14 protein-coding genes are annotated in these 16,685 nt (G+C 59.3%); 5 read left to right on the forward strand and 9 right to left on the reverse strand.

Annotated elements, in window-relative coordinates; genetic code table 11:
* Positions 1-503 precede the first annotated feature (503 nt).
* The 3 genes from AYM40_RS06725 to AYM40_RS06735 all read left to right on the forward strand — a co-directional run bounded on the left by AYM40_RS06725 (position 504) and on the right by AYM40_RS06735 (position 3,542).
* Positions 504-1,406, forward strand: coding sequence for an alpha/beta hydrolase (locus tag AYM40_RS06725; RefSeq protein ID WP_063495542.1), 903 nt, complete (start codon positions 504-506; stop codon positions 1,404-1,406).
* 61 nt (positions 1,407-1,467) lie between these two features.
* The gene (locus AYM40_RS06730; RefSeq protein ID WP_063495543.1) at positions 1,468-2,310 is read left to right on the forward strand and encodes an enoyl-CoA hydratase/isomerase family protein; all 843 of its coding nucleotides are present in this window, start codon (positions 1,468-1,470) and stop codon (positions 2,308-2,310) included.
* Between the two features lie 374 nt (positions 2,311-2,684).
* Positions 2,685-3,542, forward strand: a complete 858-nt coding sequence (locus tag AYM40_RS06735; protein ID WP_082854974.1) for a crotonase/enoyl-CoA hydratase family protein — start codon at positions 2,685-2,687, stop codon at positions 3,540-3,542.
* 9 nt (positions 3,543-3,551) lie between these two features.
* Here the strand turns inward: AYM40_RS06735 and AYM40_RS06740 are convergent, their stop codons facing one another.
* From AYM40_RS06740 to AYM40_RS06780, 9 genes are all read right to left on the reverse strand, one after another.
* Positions 3,552-4,136, reverse strand: coding sequence for a recombinase family protein (locus tag AYM40_RS06740; protein ID WP_063495544.1), 585 nt, complete (start codon positions 4,134-4,136; stop codon positions 3,552-3,554).
* A 243-nt stretch (positions 4,137-4,379) separates the two neighbouring features.
* A complete protein-coding gene (locus AYM40_RS06745; protein ID WP_236720908.1) occupies positions 4,380-5,225 on the reverse strand; it encodes an HpcH/HpaI aldolase/citrate lyase family protein in 846 nt (281 codons plus the stop codon).
* Entirely contained in the window at positions 5,222-6,094 is an 873-nt protein-coding gene (locus AYM40_RS06750; RefSeq protein WP_082854975.1) for an FAS1-like dehydratase domain-containing protein, read from the reverse strand. The genes AYM40_RS06745 and AYM40_RS06750 overlap by 4 nt, the downstream gene beginning before the upstream one ends.
* Positions 6,095-6,141: 47 nt before the next feature.
* Entirely contained in the window at positions 6,142-7,455 is a 1,314-nt protein-coding gene (locus tag AYM40_RS06755; protein WP_063495546.1) for an MFS transporter, read from the reverse strand.
* A gap of 56 nt (positions 7,456-7,511) precedes the next feature.
* A complete protein-coding gene (locus AYM40_RS06760) occupies positions 7,512-8,759 on the reverse strand; it encodes a CoA transferase (protein ID WP_063495547.1) in 1,248 nt (415 codons plus the stop codon).
* A 66-nt stretch (positions 8,760-8,825) separates the two neighbouring features.
* Entirely contained in the window at positions 8,826-9,608 is a 783-nt protein-coding gene (locus AYM40_RS06765) for an enoyl-CoA hydratase/isomerase family protein (protein WP_063495548.1), read from the reverse strand.
* 34 nt (positions 9,609-9,642) lie between these two features.
* On the reverse strand, positions 9,643-10,425 hold the full coding sequence (locus tag AYM40_RS06770) for a GntR family transcriptional regulator (RefSeq protein WP_063497881.1): 783 nt from the start codon (positions 10,423-10,425) through the stop codon (positions 9,643-9,645).
* A gap of 122 nt (positions 10,426-10,547) precedes the next feature.
* Complete coding sequence (locus tag AYM40_RS06775; RefSeq protein WP_158515246.1) at positions 10,548-11,786, reverse strand: CaiB/BaiF CoA transferase family protein; 1,239 nt, start codon at positions 11,784-11,786, stop codon at positions 10,548-10,550.
* A 1,071-nt stretch (positions 11,787-12,857) separates the two neighbouring features.
* Positions 12,858-13,802 (reverse strand): LysR family transcriptional regulator, encoded by a 945-nt coding sequence (locus tag AYM40_RS06780; protein WP_063497882.1) that lies wholly within the window; start codon positions 13,800-13,802, stop codon positions 12,858-12,860.
* Between the two features lie 185 nt (positions 13,803-13,987).
* Between AYM40_RS06780 and AYM40_RS06785 the strand changes: the two genes are divergently transcribed.
* The gene (locus tag AYM40_RS06785) at positions 13,988-14,911 is read left to right on the forward strand and encodes a dihydrodipicolinate synthase family protein (protein ID WP_063495550.1); all 924 of its coding nucleotides are present in this window, start codon (positions 13,988-13,990) and stop codon (positions 14,909-14,911) included.
* A gap of 238 nt (positions 14,912-15,149) precedes the next feature.
* Positions 15,150-16,592, forward strand: coding sequence for an MFS transporter (locus AYM40_RS06790; protein ID WP_063495551.1), 1,443 nt, complete (start codon positions 15,150-15,152; stop codon positions 16,590-16,592).
* Positions 16,593-16,685 lie beyond the last annotated feature (93 nt).

Raw genomic sequence — 16,685 nt, forward strand, 5'->3', positions numbered from 1 at the left:
TCATCACGCTAGATACATTAGCCGCTTCCCGGCACCTCTTGGAGTGCACTGCCAGTCAACTCGGTTTGCACTGACAGGCAACCGCCTTCATCGGCTTCTAAGCTATCGTTGTCTCCACCGACAAACCCCGCTGAACTCGAGACCGAGCGTACGGAAACAGGAGACGACAGTGGAAAGCGAACCGAAAGTCCACGGGGAGGCATTGCAACTCGATGACACCCTTGGAAGTCATGCCCCGACGCACTCGCAAAGCGGCATCCGCTGAAAAATGCTCCACGGATCCCCGGCATACGCGTCGCGTGGCGCGAAGCTCGTGGGAAGCGGAATCCACCAGGAATCCAATCGCGGCAGACTCGAAGACACCCCCCCAGTTGCCTATGGTCGGGGCAACCAGACACGACCGTGCCGGGGTGTCGCGTCACCAGCGAGCCCCCGAGCACTTACGTGCTCGAAGACGTCATGCCGGACAGTGTGGCCTGCGTTCATTTTCGAAGGAGACGAATGTGCAAACCGACATAGAGTTCAAGACCCAGGACGGTACCACTTTGAGGGGGTGGCATTACGTACCGACCCAGAGCAAGGAAAGATTTCCGACCATCGTGATGGCCCACGGCTTCTCGGCGGTGAAGGAGATGTATCTCGATCAATACGCCGAGGCCTTCGCCCGCGCCGGCTTCGCCTCGCTGGTCTATGACCATCGCAACCTCGGCGCGAGTGACGGCACGCCCAGACAGGAGGTCGATCCACTGCAGCAGGTTCGCGACTACCGGGATGCCATCACGTTCACGGAGTCGCTGAGCCAGACCGACCCGGCGAGGATAGGGGTCTTCGGCTCGAGCTATAGCGGCGGCCACGTGCTGGTCGTGTCGGCGGTCGACCGCCGGGTGAAGTGTGTGGTCTCGCAGGTACCGTTGGTCACGGGCTACAGCAATGTGCGGCGGTTGGTTCGTGCCGACCTTCTCGCCGGCATGCAGGCAATGTTCGACCAAGACCGGCGCGCCCGCTACCTCGGCGAGCCTCCAGCCATGATGCCGGTTGTCTCCGAGGACCTGAGCGGCCCCGCCGTCATGCCGATGGCCGACGCTTGGGAATGGTTCACCGAGACGCACAAACTGCGTGCACCGTCGTGGAAGAACGAAGTCACGCTGCGCTCGGTCGAGATGTTGGCGGAGTACGAGCCGGGCGCGCAGATTGCGTTCATCAGCCCGACGCCGCTGCTGATGATCGTTGCCCTGCGCGACAATTGCGCGGTAGCCGACGAAGCGCTGGTCGCTTATGAGAGGGCGTTGCAGCCGAAGAAGCTGGTGACGTTGGCCGGCGGACACTTCGATCCGTACGTGGGTGATTTCGCTGCGGCAAGCGGGGCCGCCTGCGACTGGTTCAAGCAACACCTTACGCCAGCTTGACGGTCTGAGTTTGGGGTTACACGGTCGCGTAATCCCCGATTGGAGCAAGGAGAGGAGAAGCATGGCTTACGACATTTACAAGCTAATCAAGGTAGAGATACGAGGGAAGGTCGCCTACGCGACAATCGACAACCCTCCGGTCAATTTAATAACCGCGGAGCTAATGGGTGAACTCACTCGGCTCTCCGCCCAACTGGAAGCCGACGAAGATCTTCTGGTGGTTGTGCTCAGGAGCGCAAATCCGGATTTTTTCCTCTCCCACTTCGACGTCAATGCGATTCTCCAGTTCCCGGTTGATGCTCCTGCGCGCCGCGAGGATTACTTCAATGCGTTCTTTCACGACGTGTGCGAACGCTTTCGCCTGATGAACAAGGTCACGATTGCACAACTCGAGGGACGCGTAGGTGGCGGCGGGAGCGAGCTGTCGATGTCGTGTGATATGTGTTTCGGTGTGCGTGGCAAGACATTCGTGAACCAGATGGAGGTCGCGCTCGGTATCCTGCCTGGCGGCACGGGCACTCAGCGCCTTCCGCGCCTCATTGGTCGCAACCGCGCGGTCGAAGTGATCTTGGGCGGCGCCGATCTGGACGCCGACACCGCTGAACGCTGGGGCTACCTCAACCGCACCTTCGGACCAGGGCAGATCGGGCCCTATGTCGAATGGCTGGCGCACCGCATCGCCTCGTTCCCGGCCGAAGCCGTTCGGCTGGCCAAGCAGGCGATCGACTCTGCCGACAAGCCGATAGCTGACGGCTTCAGAGACGAGAGCTATCTGTTTCAGCAACTGATCCGTACCGAAGGTGGGCGGCGCAATATGCGCAAGTTCCTGGAGATTGGTGGCCAGACCCGCGATGGCGAGCTGAGGATTCAGGAGTTGAACGGGCTTTTGGGAGGACTGGATTGATCTCGATTCGTTGCTCCCGAATGTGTCGATCCGCCGGCGCTTGAGCTCAACCGAGGCCATGCGCGTTTTGCGATCGTAGGTCGAGAGGTGGTCTTATGCTGATGTTCGCTAATACTGCTAGCCGCGTTCATTGATTGCGCTAGCATAATCAATGGACGTTATTGAGCCCCCATGAATCCAGTGGGCTCAGGCGGCATATCGAACGGGTTCAAGATGGAAATATTTGTGGATCCGCTCGGGCTACCGTTGCACGCTGCGCAAATGCCGGGCGGTGGCCCTTACCAGTTGCAGTTTGGTGCTTGCCGGAGCCAGCCTCGTGACAGTCGGTTAAATCGCCAAATCAGGTATCGGAACCAAGTCAAAGGAAAAGCATTATGAGCACGGAGCAAAAAACACCGGAAGTCAGGATGACCATCGACGATCACGTGTGCCTGATTTCGCTGGACAACGCAGCAAAAAAAAACGCCATCACCCCTGAATTGCTCGACCAGCTTTCAAAACATCTTACGACGTTTGATGACGACGACGACTTGTGGGTTGCTGTACTCGATCCGGCGGGGGAACATACCACCGCGGGTTTAGATATGCCCAAATTCTTTGGGCCAGAAGCCACGGCCAAGCCGATCCCCCCGGACCAAGTAGACCCGTTCGGGCTGGCGCGTCGATGCAAGAAGCCGGTTGTGTCCGTCGTGCACGGCATCACCTACACGATCGGCATCGAAATGATGCTCGCGAGCGACATCGTGATTGCGGCTGACACGGCAAAGTTCTGTCAACTCGAGTCCAAGCGGGGTATTGCGCCGCTTGGTGGTGCGCACTTCCGTTATGTGGAGCGTGCCGGTTGGGGTAATGCGATGTACCACCTGTTTCTGTGCGACGAATTCGGGGCGCAGGAGGCTCTACGGATTGGCTTTGTTCAAGAAGTATTGCCGTATGGACAACATCGCGAGCGGGCGATCGAGATCGCGCGACTCATCTGCAAATGTGCACCAATCGGCTTGCGTACAACCAAAGGAGCGGCGTTGATCTACGCCCGTGACGGCGAGGAGAAGGCAATCGCCGCCATTCCCGCCATGCAGGAGACAGTGTTCGCCACTGAGGACTTTAAAGAAGGAATCCGATCATTTAGGGGTCGTCTCAGAATTCGGAAAAAATCGTACGCTAAGCCACTTGCAGGGGGCGTAGCTGTGATCTTCGGCGATAAATGGCGGGAAAACTCCAGCGCTATTTGACGCATAACGTCAGACCGGCTCTGCCTTTCGCCTTACTCGCATGATGGATTGCCGCGTTGTGGCGTAATCGCGCGCGAGCTGAGAGACGGATTCGCCCGCTGCCAAACGCTGCATGACTTCGGCCTGCTGCATAGCCGTCAACGCCGGAGGGCGTCCCATTACCGTTCCTTCTGCACGGGCGCGCACGATCCCGGCGTGAGTACGTTCGATCAGCAAGTCACGCTCGAACTCTGCAACTGCGATGAGAACGCCCATGGTCATCTTCCCGGCGGCACTTGTCAGGTCCACGCCTCCAAGAGCGAGACAATGGACGCGAATGTCATCAATCGCGAGGCGCTCTACCGTCGAGCGTACGTCCATCGCATTACGGCCGAGGCGATCAAGCTTCGTGACAATGAGCACATCGCCTGGTTCAAGTCGATCCAGCAGACGAGTGAATTGTGGACGCTCGCTGGCCGTGACGCTGCCGCTAATGTTTTCGGTGACAATGCGTCGCTTATCTACCGCAAAGCCAGCCGCCGCTATTTCGCGTACTTGGTTTTCGGTGTTTTGATCTGTGGTGCTGACGCGGGCATAAATGAAATTTCGCGACATCCGGCTCTCTAATATGTACGAAACCGACGTACGATTATTGAATACCGTACGGTACTACGAAACACTTACTTTCGTACATATGTGACAGGGGATGTACCGAACCGATCGGTTTCGTACATGTTCATGGGACCGAATTCGGCCAAAAGCGGTCCCCCGCATCCCAATCTGGAACGTCAGCTTACAGATGTGGAAAAGCCGCTCAATATGGAAAACATTCTGGCGTTGTCGCTGGCTTCTCTTGCCTCAACGAGTCGACGGCACGGACGCCAGGATTCGCGCGGCACGTTCGGCTACCGGTCGATCAATCATCTCGCCCTCATGCGCGACCGCCGAGCCACCACTGGCACCAAATTTTGCGAGAACATTACGCGCCCACTCTATTTCCGCGGTAGAAGGACAGAACGTTGCGTTCACTGCGAGAACCTGGGCCGGATGAATGCAAAGCTTCCCGCCGAATCCAAAGCGTTTCGCGCGTGCTGCATGCTCTGAGATGCGAGCTTGGTCCCTCAATTCCAGGCTTACGCCGTCCACCGGAGCAGGGAGCCCGGCGAGGCGCGATTCAAGGACAAACATGGTGCGCACCGCAGCCAGTTCCATTTCGTCGTCACTGACTGTGATGCTCGCATCGACGCCGAAATCTACGTTGCCGAAAGCAAAACGGTGAAGTCCCTTGACGGTTGCCATATCGCGCAGACCCAGCACCCCAGCGACCGTCTCGACTAACGCGTAGAGTGCGTGCCGACCATCGATGCGCCTGGCTACATCGCGCACCGTATCAGGCTCGGACTTTGGGCACATGATCGTGACCGAAGACGGTAACTCTGACACGAAGCTCAGATCCTCATCGTGCCACTGGGCTTCTGGCCCGTTGATACGAACGATGATCTCAGCACTTTCTGCGTGATCCGAAGAAAGCCAACGGAAGATTGCTTCGCGTGCGGCGGCTTTGTTTTGAGGCGCAACGGCATCCTCCAGGTCGACGATGACGCCACTTGCGCCTGTGGCGACTGCCTTGTCGAAGCGATCGAAACGATCCCCGGGTACGAACAGCAAGCTGCTGACTGATGGGCGAATGATTGTGGTATTCACATGTCCTCCAGATGGGCGGTGGCCTGCATTGCGATCGCACCTCTGCTGTCAACGGCGCGCATGTTAAGGCGGCTGCCGTCATCTGGATCGCACCACGCCTGCAGTTCCAAAGTCTCGTTGACGAACAACGGACTCAGGCCCTTGAACTCGAACGCGCTCAATTTCGATTGAGGCTTACAGTCCTGGGCAAAGTTTTGCAGGAGGGTGGCCGTCAGCGGGCCGTGAACGACAAGATCTCTGTAGCCTTCGACGTCGCGGGCGTACGACTGATCGTAGTGAATGCGGTGTCCGTTGAATGTCAGCGCGGAGTAGCGAAAGAGCATTGTGTTGTCAGGCGTCAGGCGCTCGCGCCATTGCACGGGCGCATCGGGCGCTGCGACTACGTTTGCGGGCCGTGATATTGGCTGGACGGCCTCCCGATACACAATGTCCTGTTCCTCGACAATGTAATCCACCGGTTTTCCCTTGCAATTGATCGCGATGCGGTGCTCGACGGTCACGAAGCAAAGGCGGCCGGCTCGCCCCTCCTTGTTGGTGATGTGCAGAATGCGGCTGGAACGTGTGGCTTCTGCGCAGATCGGGAGCTCCGACAGGTAGCGAATCCGGCTCCCGGCCCACATACGGCGTGGCAGAGGTACTGGCGGCAAGAAGCTCGATGCTTCGCGGATCGGGTGCCCGTCCTCGCCCAGTGAACTACGTCGTGCAACCGGATTGAAAAATAACCAATGCCAACCCGGCGGCAACCGCTTGCCTTCGGCATGCTCGATCGTAAAATCGAGGGTCGCGGCAAGCGCCGAGACTGCCGACGGATCGATGCGCTGTCGCAAGACTTCGGTCCGGTGGGTCCAGCCGGGAAAAAGGTTATCCATATCCATTCTCGAGCTCTGGGTCGGGGCGTCACTGAAGAGAACTGTATTCATGATTTGGCCAACTTGGTCGGTGGGAGTGTCACCGCTTTCTTTGCTCGTGAGCGGGCCGCAAGAAGCACGACTCCTCCGAATACACCCGAGATTCCCAGCGCGATGAACGAAGGGCCGAAGCTCGTCGAAATGGATTTGGTGTAGCCCACCAGCAATGGCCCCAGAAACTGACCGAGAAAGCTGCCGCCGCCGACGACCACGCCGACCGCGGGAATCGCTTTCCGAAGCGGCAGGATTTCCGTCAGGTAAGAGGAGATAAGCGGTGTCGGCATTTTCAGCATGAATCCGATAGTCAGAATCAGGGCGATCTGGAGATACAGGAGGTGCGCGGGCGTCATTGCCAGTGCGATCAGCACGGCGCCGGAGATGATCATCGGGATCGCGGCGTGCCAGCGACGCTCCTGGCCATGCTTATCCGATCGACTCGTGATGTAGTAGATACCCAGCATCGACATGACGAACGGTGCGCCAGATAGCACGCCAACCATCATCCCGCTGATCCTGTTATCGGATTTGAAGATCGTCGGAAGCCACAGCGTCAGGCCGTACAGGATGATCTGGCTACAGGCGAATCCGATCATCAGCATCCAGACCGATGGCTCCTTGAAGATCGTGAGCCATGAATCGACGTTTGTGTCTTTGTACGCGGCCTGCTCTTCGGCCAGGTGGGACTCGATCTTTTCGCGATCTGGCGTGGACAGCCAGCGCGCGGCATCGAGGCGTCGCGGAATCGCATAGAACCACGCGACGCAGAAGAGCCACGCGGGCAATCCCTCGACGATCATCATTACGCGCCAGTTGTAGTGCGCAAGCACGGCGGCCGATATCGGCCCGGCGAGGAACCCACCGGCAGCGACACTGAGGTTCCAGATTCCGAATGCACGGCCCCGCTCCGACTTGATGAACCACTGGGCCAGCAGCATCGACGAAGCGGCGTAGATCGGACCTTCGGCCAGACCAAGGAGAAACCGGATCGCGAGCAGCTCCTGGAAAGTCCGGGCGAGTCCAGTCAGGATCGCGATGCCGCCGAAGAGGATCAAACAGATCCCGATAAGGCGACGCGGCCCCACCCGAAGCGCGAGATAGCCGGCAAGCAACTGGGTCACGATATAGCCCCACGCGAAGGCGCCGCCGATCCAGCCTGCCTGCACCGAACTCAGATCCAGCTCTTTCGTGATGTACGGAAGAGCCATGCCGACGTTGACACGATCGAAGAAGGAAATCATGTACATCAGAAACACCGCCGGCATGATGATCAACCAGCGCTTCTTCGCCGTATCCGTCTCAGGTATTGCAGTATTCGAGTCCATATCGATATCTCCTCCAATGTGCGTCGTCAGTGCGTCGCTGGTATGTAGTGGGGTTGTTAGCTTGCCGTCGGATCAAGCTCGGGACCGGCAACCACGCCGGCATCGTGCAGCCGCCCGATTTCCGCGCTGCCGAGGCTCAGCACTTCGCTCAGCACTTCATCTGTGTGCGTGCCCAACCAGGGCGCGGGTTTCGTCGGCTTGCGCTCCATGGTCGAGGCCCGCACCGTCGCCCCCGCACTGAGGTGTTCGCCGATACCCGGCGTGACCATGCGCTCGAACACTGGATTGGTGAGGTTGACGCGTGGATCGTTGGCAAGCAGATCGGTCACCGTCCGGTATTGGCCCCAGCAGACCTTGTGCTCATCGAGCGCCATCGCTGCTTCCCGAAGGCTTCGCCTCGCGAACCACGGCTCGATCAGGTCCGCGATCGCGTTGCGGCCCTCGAAGCGCTGCGCTTCATCGGAGAAATCGAGGTCCATGCGCGCCTGCAAAGCGGCGACGGATTCGCCTAGGTCGCAGCAGCGGACAAGCGCCTTCCATTGACCGCTGGAAATCGCCGCTACCATGATGCGAATACCGTCCACGGTTCCGAAGTCCCGTCCGAACGCGCCGTACAGGTGATTGCCGATCGATGGCCGGTCCTGTTGCAGCAATTCCGCTTCAGCCAAAAGGCCGAGATGAGACAGCGTGCTGAATGCCATATCTGATAGCGCGAGTTTCAACTCCGCGCCCGCGCCGAGGCGACGGCGGTGGTCGACCGCTGCCGCCACGGCAAACGCCGCCTGATACGCGCACGCGATGTCCCAAGCCGGCAGGACGTGATTCACCGGCTTCTCCGGCGATCCGCCGCCGGTGACCGCGGGATAGCCCGTCGCGCAGTTGACCGTGTAGTCCACCGCAGTGCTGCCATCGCCGTTGCCTTGAATCGTGCACGTGATTACGTCGGAACGACGGCTGGCGAGCAGGTCGTGCCGGAGCCACGGCGTGCCGATATTGGTAAGCAATACGCCTGCCTCGGGGCCGGGCGCGGTCACGAGCGCCTGGATCAGCTCGCGTCCTTCCGGTGTACGCAGGTCGATTGCCACCGAGCGCTTGCCCTTGTTCAGCGCGGTCCAGTACAGGCTCCGGCCCCGCCCCTCGTGATGGGGCATGCGCGGCATCCGTCCATAATCAATGCCGCCGCCGATCATGTCGATACGGATGACGTCAGCGCCGAACTGGGCGAGCGCCAGGCCGGCCAGCGGCGCCGCGATAAACGCGGAACTCTCGATGATCCGCAACGGTTTAAAAAATGGATAAGTCATATCGTTTCACCTGATTCGGAATGCGAACTATGTAGGAATCGCACGTGCGACGCGGCGCATATTGATTTATCGGAATGTCGGCGTGCGCTTCTCGAGGAAGGCTGTCACGCCTTCGTTTGCGTCCGAGGAGCAGAAGATCTGGTCGCTGGCGGTCAACGACTGGCCAACCAGCGCGGCCTCGGAAGTGTCGAAGCAGGCGTTGATCAGAAGTTTCGCTGCCCGCATCGCGCTTTCCGGCTGCTTCGCGAGCGAGGCAGCGAGCGCTTCGGCCGAAGTCAACGCTGTGCCTCGTTCCACGACTTCCGTCACGAGGCCCCAATCGAGCGCGGTACGGGCATCGATCGGTTCGCCCAGCAGAATCATCCTTTTCGCGCGCGCCTCGCCAATCTTGCGGGCGATACGGAACGTCCCGCCGCTGCTTGGGAACAGGCCGAGCTTGATCTCAGGTAGACACAGGCGAACGTGATCCTCTGCGACGATCATGTCACAGCATGCGGCGATCTCGAGGCCACCCCCGTAGGTGTAGCCGTTGAGCGCGGCAATCGTGGGTTTGGGAAAGCAGCGGAGCAACTCGAACACCTTGTTCTGGAAAATCAGTTTCTTCTCCAGAACGGCGCCCGGCGTCAGCAGGTCCTTTATCTCCGTGATGTCGGAGCCCGCGCAAAAGGCGCGGTCGCCGGCGCCCGTCAGTACGAGCGCGCGCACTTCGTTGTCGCGCTCCAGGTCACGCAGCGCTGCATATAGTTCGCGCGTCAGCGGCGCCGACACGACGTTCATGGGAGGATTGGCGAGCGTGATGACCGCATGGCGTCCATGGCGGTCCACCCGGATTTTGGGAGATGCGTTCATCGTGCATCTCCCGAAAGGCTGACGTCTCGAAGCGTTACGCCTCGTCGTCCGCGACCCGGAAGCGTGCCGACTGTGTATAGCGGCTGCGCGGGTAATAGCTCACCGTGACCTGCACGAGCGACTGGTTCGCGTCGTAATAGAAGCGCGTGATCTGCAGCGCGGCTTCGCCCACTGGTGCCTGTAGCACCTCGGCCAGTTCTTCGTCCAGCACCGTTGCGGTCACGTCCTGACGGATTTCGCTCACCCGCAGATTGAACATTTTTTCGATGTTCTGATAGACAGGACTGTTCGACACGGCCGGCTTGACCTGCGCGGCCGCGAAGCGTGGCGGCACGTAGATCCGCACATAGCTCATCGGCAGATCCGAACCGGGCGTCTTCCGCAGGAAGGTCGCTTCCGACATCAGCAGACCCGGCTTGCACTCGATCTGCTCGGCAAGCGGTCCATCCACGACGACCTCTCGGATCGCGAGCGCATGCATCTCCGTGTTGCCGACGAACTGCAGCAGGTCTTCCGTCGAATTCACCGCGTTGAAGCGCCCCTGTTTCTGCATGGGCTCCCGCACGATAGTCCCGATGCCCGGATACGAGGAAATCAGTCCCTTGTCCCGCAGCATCCGCAAGGCAAAGCGTACCGTCTGCCGGCTGACGCCATAGCGCTCGGTCAGTTCCTTTTCCGACGGCAACGTGCTCGCCGGCAGGTATTTGCCCTCGTGGATCTCGCGGGAAAGAATGTCCGCGAGCGTAGAGTACAGAGGTTGTTGGCCCGCGCTGCGTGCCAGGCGCTCCGGTACTACTGCTGCTGTATTTATCGCCATGAGATTCTGTCTGAGAGGCGCCGCGACGAACTGATCGACCGTCGATCGGCTCCGCGCGCACCGAATGACCGTATATTCGCTCATTTTCGGTGTGCGGTTGCGAGAACGCAACCAGTGGCTGTTTATAGGGAGTCATCTGTTGCTCCTGAGAAGGTGATGCCATATCGCTGCAATTCAGCCTCGGAATAACCCAGGTGATCGATCAGAACCTCGCGGTTGTGCGCGCCCAAAGCTGGCCCCGCGGAGTCGATGCGGCCGGGGGTGGCCGACAGCCGGCCCACCACGTTCTGCATCCCGATCGCCTGTCCGAGTTCGATATCCGGCACGTGGCAGATGTTTTCTCGCGCCTTTATCTGAGCATCCTCGAAGATCATGGAGACATCGTTGACCGGCGCGATGGTCGCCCCAAGTTTCTCTGAGCGGTCCATGATGACGGTCAGATCCATGCGTCCGATAGCGGCTTGAATTTCTGCGTCGAGCGCCTTGTCGTGGTCGAGTCGCGCCCGGTTATTGGAGAAGCGCAGGTCTGCAACGAGGTCCGGCCGTTCAATCAGGTCACAGATACGTTCGAACGCAGCCTGGGAACTGCCGGCGATCGCGATCCACTTGTGATCCTGCGTCTGATACGTGTTCCGGGGCGCCGTGAAGGGGAGCCGACTGCCGTTGCGTTCCTGGATCTGACCGAGTTGGTCGTAGTTCACGACGTGCGGTCCGAGCAGGGTTAGCAAGGTTTCGTAAATGGCGAGATCGACGACCTGACCTTGCCCCGTGCGGCGCTTTTCGTTTAGCGCGACCATCGTCAGAAAGGCCGCCATCATCCCGGTGCTGGCGTCGCCCAGTGCAAATCCGGGCAGCAGTGGCGGCTGGTCGGGATTGCCGCTGATGTAGGCGTAGCCCGCGTACGCTTCGGCCAATGTTCCAAACCCCGGTCGAAACCGGTAGGGACCCGTCTGACCAAAACCCGTAATGCGCACCATGATCAATCCGGGATTGATCTCCTTGAGAACGTCATAGCCAAGCCCCCACTTCTCGAGCGTACCCGTCCGGTAATTCTCGATGATGATGTCGACGTCCTTGACGAGCCGCTTGACGGCTTCCACACCAATTTCCGTCTTCAGGTCCAGTGTGACCGAACGCTTACCGCGATTGATGACCTTGTAGTACAGGCCGACCCCGTCCTTGCTCTCGCCCCAGCGCCGGATCTCGTCGCCGACCCCGGGCCGTTCCACCTTGAGTACGTCTGCGCCGTGATCGGCTAGAAACATCGAGCACATCGGCGCCGCCAGGAAATTGGAAATGTCGAGAACGCGTACACCTTCGAGTGCTCGGGAGGTCTTCGGAGAGAGATCGTCAGTTTTCACGTTAAATGTCCGCCTGTTAGAATGTACGTACAGGTTAGGCTTCGCGACGCCCGCTCGAAAGTAGTGAAAACCCGAGGCGGGTTTACCTGCGACATCCCGCCATCGAGGCAGGGAGCAGAATCGCGTTCTCGGTGAAAACTTGTGGGTTTACAGTGTCGGGCGAGTTGGAACTTTCGATCCCACAGCCCTAGATTGATATAGACCTGGACGTCACGGCTGCATCCATTAGTTTTTTACGACGCCAGATGCGGACACCGTCATGCCGGCTGCTCAGGACATCAAAATTGGCGAAATTAAGATCGCTCGGGCGGGATAGGGGCGTTCGGACACGTTTTGTTTGCTGTTGATAATCGGTCCGACAGTCGGGGCTCGGCAGATTGGATTCTCCTTGCCGCGAATGACCGTTATCGAGTGAACTTCGGCTTTGCCCCTCGCGTGGTCGAAGGACAGAAACGGGTCGGCTACGGTCAACCGTGTCGGCCATTTCTGACGTTGGAGAGCTGTCAGCGCGGTGTGGGCAGGTTGCTCCCGCCTACGGCCCCCGGTCTCACGATTTCTGTTTTCCCAGTCTCACCAAAAGCGCCCCAGTCTCACTAAATCCGTTTCCCTGCAGAGATGCAGGGAAACGGATTTAGTGAGACCTGCGCTGCCGCCTAATCAACGACTTGCTCACAAATTCGCTCGCACGTCAGTCGACACGGGAAGCGAAGTCGTTGGATCGGCCGGATTTGCGACGCGAATTAGTTGGACTGGCCGGACGGTAGGATCCGTTCGTTGTGCGCCGGTTGCGAAGGGCTGAGTACGGCCCACAAGTTGACACTCGCCAGCCGCCGTAACGAGACGTCTGGATGGCCGGTACATCCACGTAGGAGTCGCCCGAGGATCGGGGTGAACCACGCCCGTCATAATGCGATTATCAACGGTGCGGTTTCTGGTGACGGGGCATCGCGCCTTTTCACTTGTGAAAAGGCCAACGGTCATTGCCCGTTGCTTGCGGCCGTTGCCCTCGTTGATCACGGCGCGGTGCGATCCTTTCAACGTCGACGCCTTTCGCCGTTGCGCTTCAACCCTTCAAATCGATCGCAGGAAGGCTGCGGACACGCCCTGTTGGAGGTCGGATGAGAGGTTCCGCGAACGCGCTATCTCCTTGGTGAGCTGCATGACCGTGCGGCAAGCAAGCGTCATTTCGCCGTGGGGAGACATAGCAAGCGCAATGAAGCGAGGCACTGGAGGGTCGACCACCATCGACGACTGCAACCGACATTCCTTTTCAAGATTGGCAATCGCGTAAGGTCCGAGCAACGCATAGATTCCGCCATCTGCCACGATATGCGCCTGTAGACTCAAAGAGTCGGCTTCTGCCGCGAAGTTAAGGGAGACCCGTTGTTCACCAGCAATTTGTTCGAGCCGGTCGCGCCAGCTGTTGGGGCGGCAGAAAGAGACCAATGGAATCCCGTCGAGCTTTGAAAAAGCAATTTCGGATTGCTTTGTCAAAGGATCGCCTTCTGCGCTGACCAGGTAGGTCGCCGCCTCAACCAGATACTCGTCACCGTTTCTCGGCGTCGGGCTGTTTCGGAAAAGGATTGCGAGATCAACATTGCCGTTTTCCAGCCACGTTTCCAGCAACGCACCTTGACCTTCGCGCACCTGTAGTTGCACCAGGGGATAACGCTCTCGAAGGCGGTGGTAAAGCGTGCTGACAAGCGGATGGGCGGTTGAGGGCAAGATTCCAATTCTGACAACGCCGATCGGCTCTCCCGCAGTACTGCGGATGTCGTTCGACAATTGCTCCGTACTCGCAAGCCACGCCCTTACGCGCGGGGCGATACGCGCCCCCAGCTCGGTCAATACCACTCCTCGCCCGGTCCGCTGAAACAAACGGCCGCCGCAGTATTGCTCAAGCTCAACAATCTGGCGGCTGATGTGAGGCTGACTTGTCCCGTAAGCAACGGCAGCCTTGCTCAAACTCCCGAGCTCCGCGGCATCGATGAATAACTTCCAGGCAGCGTAATCCACCGCAAGGTCCCCAACGAGATATATCAGATCAGTATAGCTGAAATGTCCGATTTGGCAGTTCTCGCATGGGTTGTCCCTCCCTACACTGCAACGCATGCACCGTTGTTCCAGCTTTAAGCGTAACGAGCAGCGGGCTCTCCTCTTCGGAAAGAGGAGCCAAAAGCTCACATTTGGATGGAGACGTTATGAAAGCGATCGATTTGCGCGGCCTGGTCCCGGCACCCATTACCCCCTTCACCCGCGACGGAGCGGTGGACCACGCAGCAATTCAAAGGCTGGGCTCCTGGCTCGGCAGCATCGACGGCGTTAAAGGTCTGACGGTACTCGGCCACGCAGGCGAAGGCACGTTCCTCACGCAGAAAGAACAGGCTGAGGTCATCCAAAGCTTCGTGAAGTCCGTTCACGGCAAGATTCCAGTCATCGCCGGCATCACACTGGAAGGCACTGAAGTGGCTGTCGAAGAAGCGAAGCGTGCCGTGGAAGCCGGCGCGTCGGCCGGTCTGGTGTACCCGTCGCACGGCTGGCTGCGCTTCGGTTACCAGAAGGGCGCACCGCAAGACCGCTACCGCGCCATCTACGAAGGCAGCGGCCTGCCCCTGATTCTTTTCCAGTATCCGGATGCCACCAAGGCGACCTACAACCTTGAAACGCAACTGGAAATCGCCGCACAGCCGGGCGTCTTCGCGATGAAGAACGGCGTGCGCAACATGCGTCGCTGGGACGTTGAGATTCCCATCATCCGTCGCGAGCGTCCGGAACTGCAAATCCTGACCTGCCACGACGAGTATCTGCTCCATACGATGTTTGACGTCGACGGTGCGCTCGTCGGCTACGGCGGCCTGGCTCCCGAGCCGCTCATCGAACTGATCAAAGCGGGCAAGGCGAAAGACTACCAGGCCGCTCGCGCGATCCATGATCGCCTGCTGCCCGTGACACGCAATGTGTACCACCGTGGCTCGCACATGGAAGGCACCGTTGCACTCAAGCACGGCCTCGTGGCCCGCGGCATCCTCGAGCACGCCACGGTGCGCTCGCCGTTGCTGCCGCTCGCGGAAGGCGCGGACGTTGAGATCGCAGACGCGCTTCGTTCGGCCGGCCTCGTCGACTGACGCGGCAGCGGCGAACCCAAAGCCGGATGACGATAGTGAAGCGATGCCCCCGCTTCGCTATCAGCGTTGAGCAGTAACGGCGACGCGCGAAACCTCGTGCCGCGCGTCGTCCATAACAGGATCGGGAAACGACCAAAAAAGCTTCGACGTCGCGACACAATAAGAAAGAAACGCGATCGGTGCTTGAAAACAAGAAGAAAACCGAGGGCCCATAAAATGCAGCTTTTCAGGAGACAGCATGAACACCCCTTCGACCGCCTACGGCGTCGGCCTTGGTCGATCCCCGAGCGAAGCGCGCCCCGTGAGCGAGCAATTGCGTGCGGCGAACCTGCTGTTCCGCATCGAGAACGTGCCGTTCTGCAAGTGGCACACCAAGGCACGTATCGTCATGGGCAGCGCGACCCTCTTTGACGCATTCGACGCACTTTCGCTTGCTTTTGTACTGCCTGTGCTAGTGGGTCTCTGGCATCTTTCTCCCGGGAAGATCGGCGTGCTGATCGCCGCCGGCTATCTCGGCCAGGTCGTAGGCGCGTTGGTCTTCGGTTGGCTTGCCGAGCGCCTTGGGCGGGTGCCGAGCGCCACAATAACTGTCGGTGTCATGTCGGCAATGAGCGTCGTATGCGCCTTCACCGGCAGCCTCCATATGCTGTTTTTGATGCGCTTCCTGCAAGGCATCGGCGTGGGGGGAGAAGTGCCCGTGGCGGCCACGTACATCAACGAGCTGTCTCAAGCGCATGGCCGAGGACGTTTCTTCATCCTGTACGAACTCATTTTCCCGCTGGGTCTCCTCGCGGCCGCGCAGCTCGGTGCTTTCATCGTCCCCCGCTTCGGTTGGGAATATATGTTTCTGATCGGCGGCATTCCCGGCATCGCCGTAACGATCCTGATCGCACGCCTTCCAGAATCGCCGCGCTGGCTCATTTCACGTGGGCGTTTCGATAAAGCTGAACGCATCATCGAGCGGCTGGAGGCAAGCACGACGAAGCGCACCCTTGATACTCAGACGCAAAAGACCGAGGTTGACGAGCGCGTGGTGGGCCTTCTGAACGGACTCCAGTCGAAGCAGAAGGGAACGTGGAAGGAGCTTTTCTCGCCGTTCTACAGAGGACGCACCGTTGTCGTGTGGTTGCTTTGGGCGAGCTCTTATTTCGTGGCCAATGGCATCAACAACTGGCTGCCGAGTCTCTACAAGACTGTCTACCATCTACCTCTGCAAGAGTCGCTTCACATGGCGTCCATCTCGAACGTCCTGAGTACGTGCGGGGTGCTGGCTTGCGCGTTGCTGATTGATCGAGTCGGGCGCCGCCGCTGGGCAATGGCTTGCTTCATCATCAGTGGAATCCTGCTCGCCGTTCTGGGCATTAATGGCGCTGGCAGCGCATGGTCTGTGATGTTCCTGGGATCGTCGGCCTATGCTGTGATGGCAACCGCAACGGTCCTTCTGTATCTTTACACCCCTGAAATCTATCCGACCCGGATGCGCGCCATCGGTACTGGTCTTGCGACTTCCTGGTTGCGCGCAGCGTCTGCTGCTGCGCCAGCGATCGTCGGCGTCGTATTAACAGGGAAAGGCATCGCTGCGGTATTCATCATGTTTGCCGTGGTCAGCGGGGTGGGCTTCTTCGTCGCCGGGAGAATGGTGGAGACGACCAATCGCGCTCTCGAAGAGATCTCCCCGTAGTCACTGGATTCGCTATGGCTCCTTGCCCTGATATGACTCAAGGGAAGGAGCTTCCAGCTCGTAACACCTTCGATTTCAACGCGACAGCTCGCG

The sequence above is a fragment of the Paraburkholderia phytofirmans OLGA172 genome, assembly GCF_001634365.1.
In the GTDB taxonomy this organism is placed as follows: domain Bacteria; phylum Pseudomonadota; class Gammaproteobacteria; order Burkholderiales; family Burkholderiaceae; genus Paraburkholderia.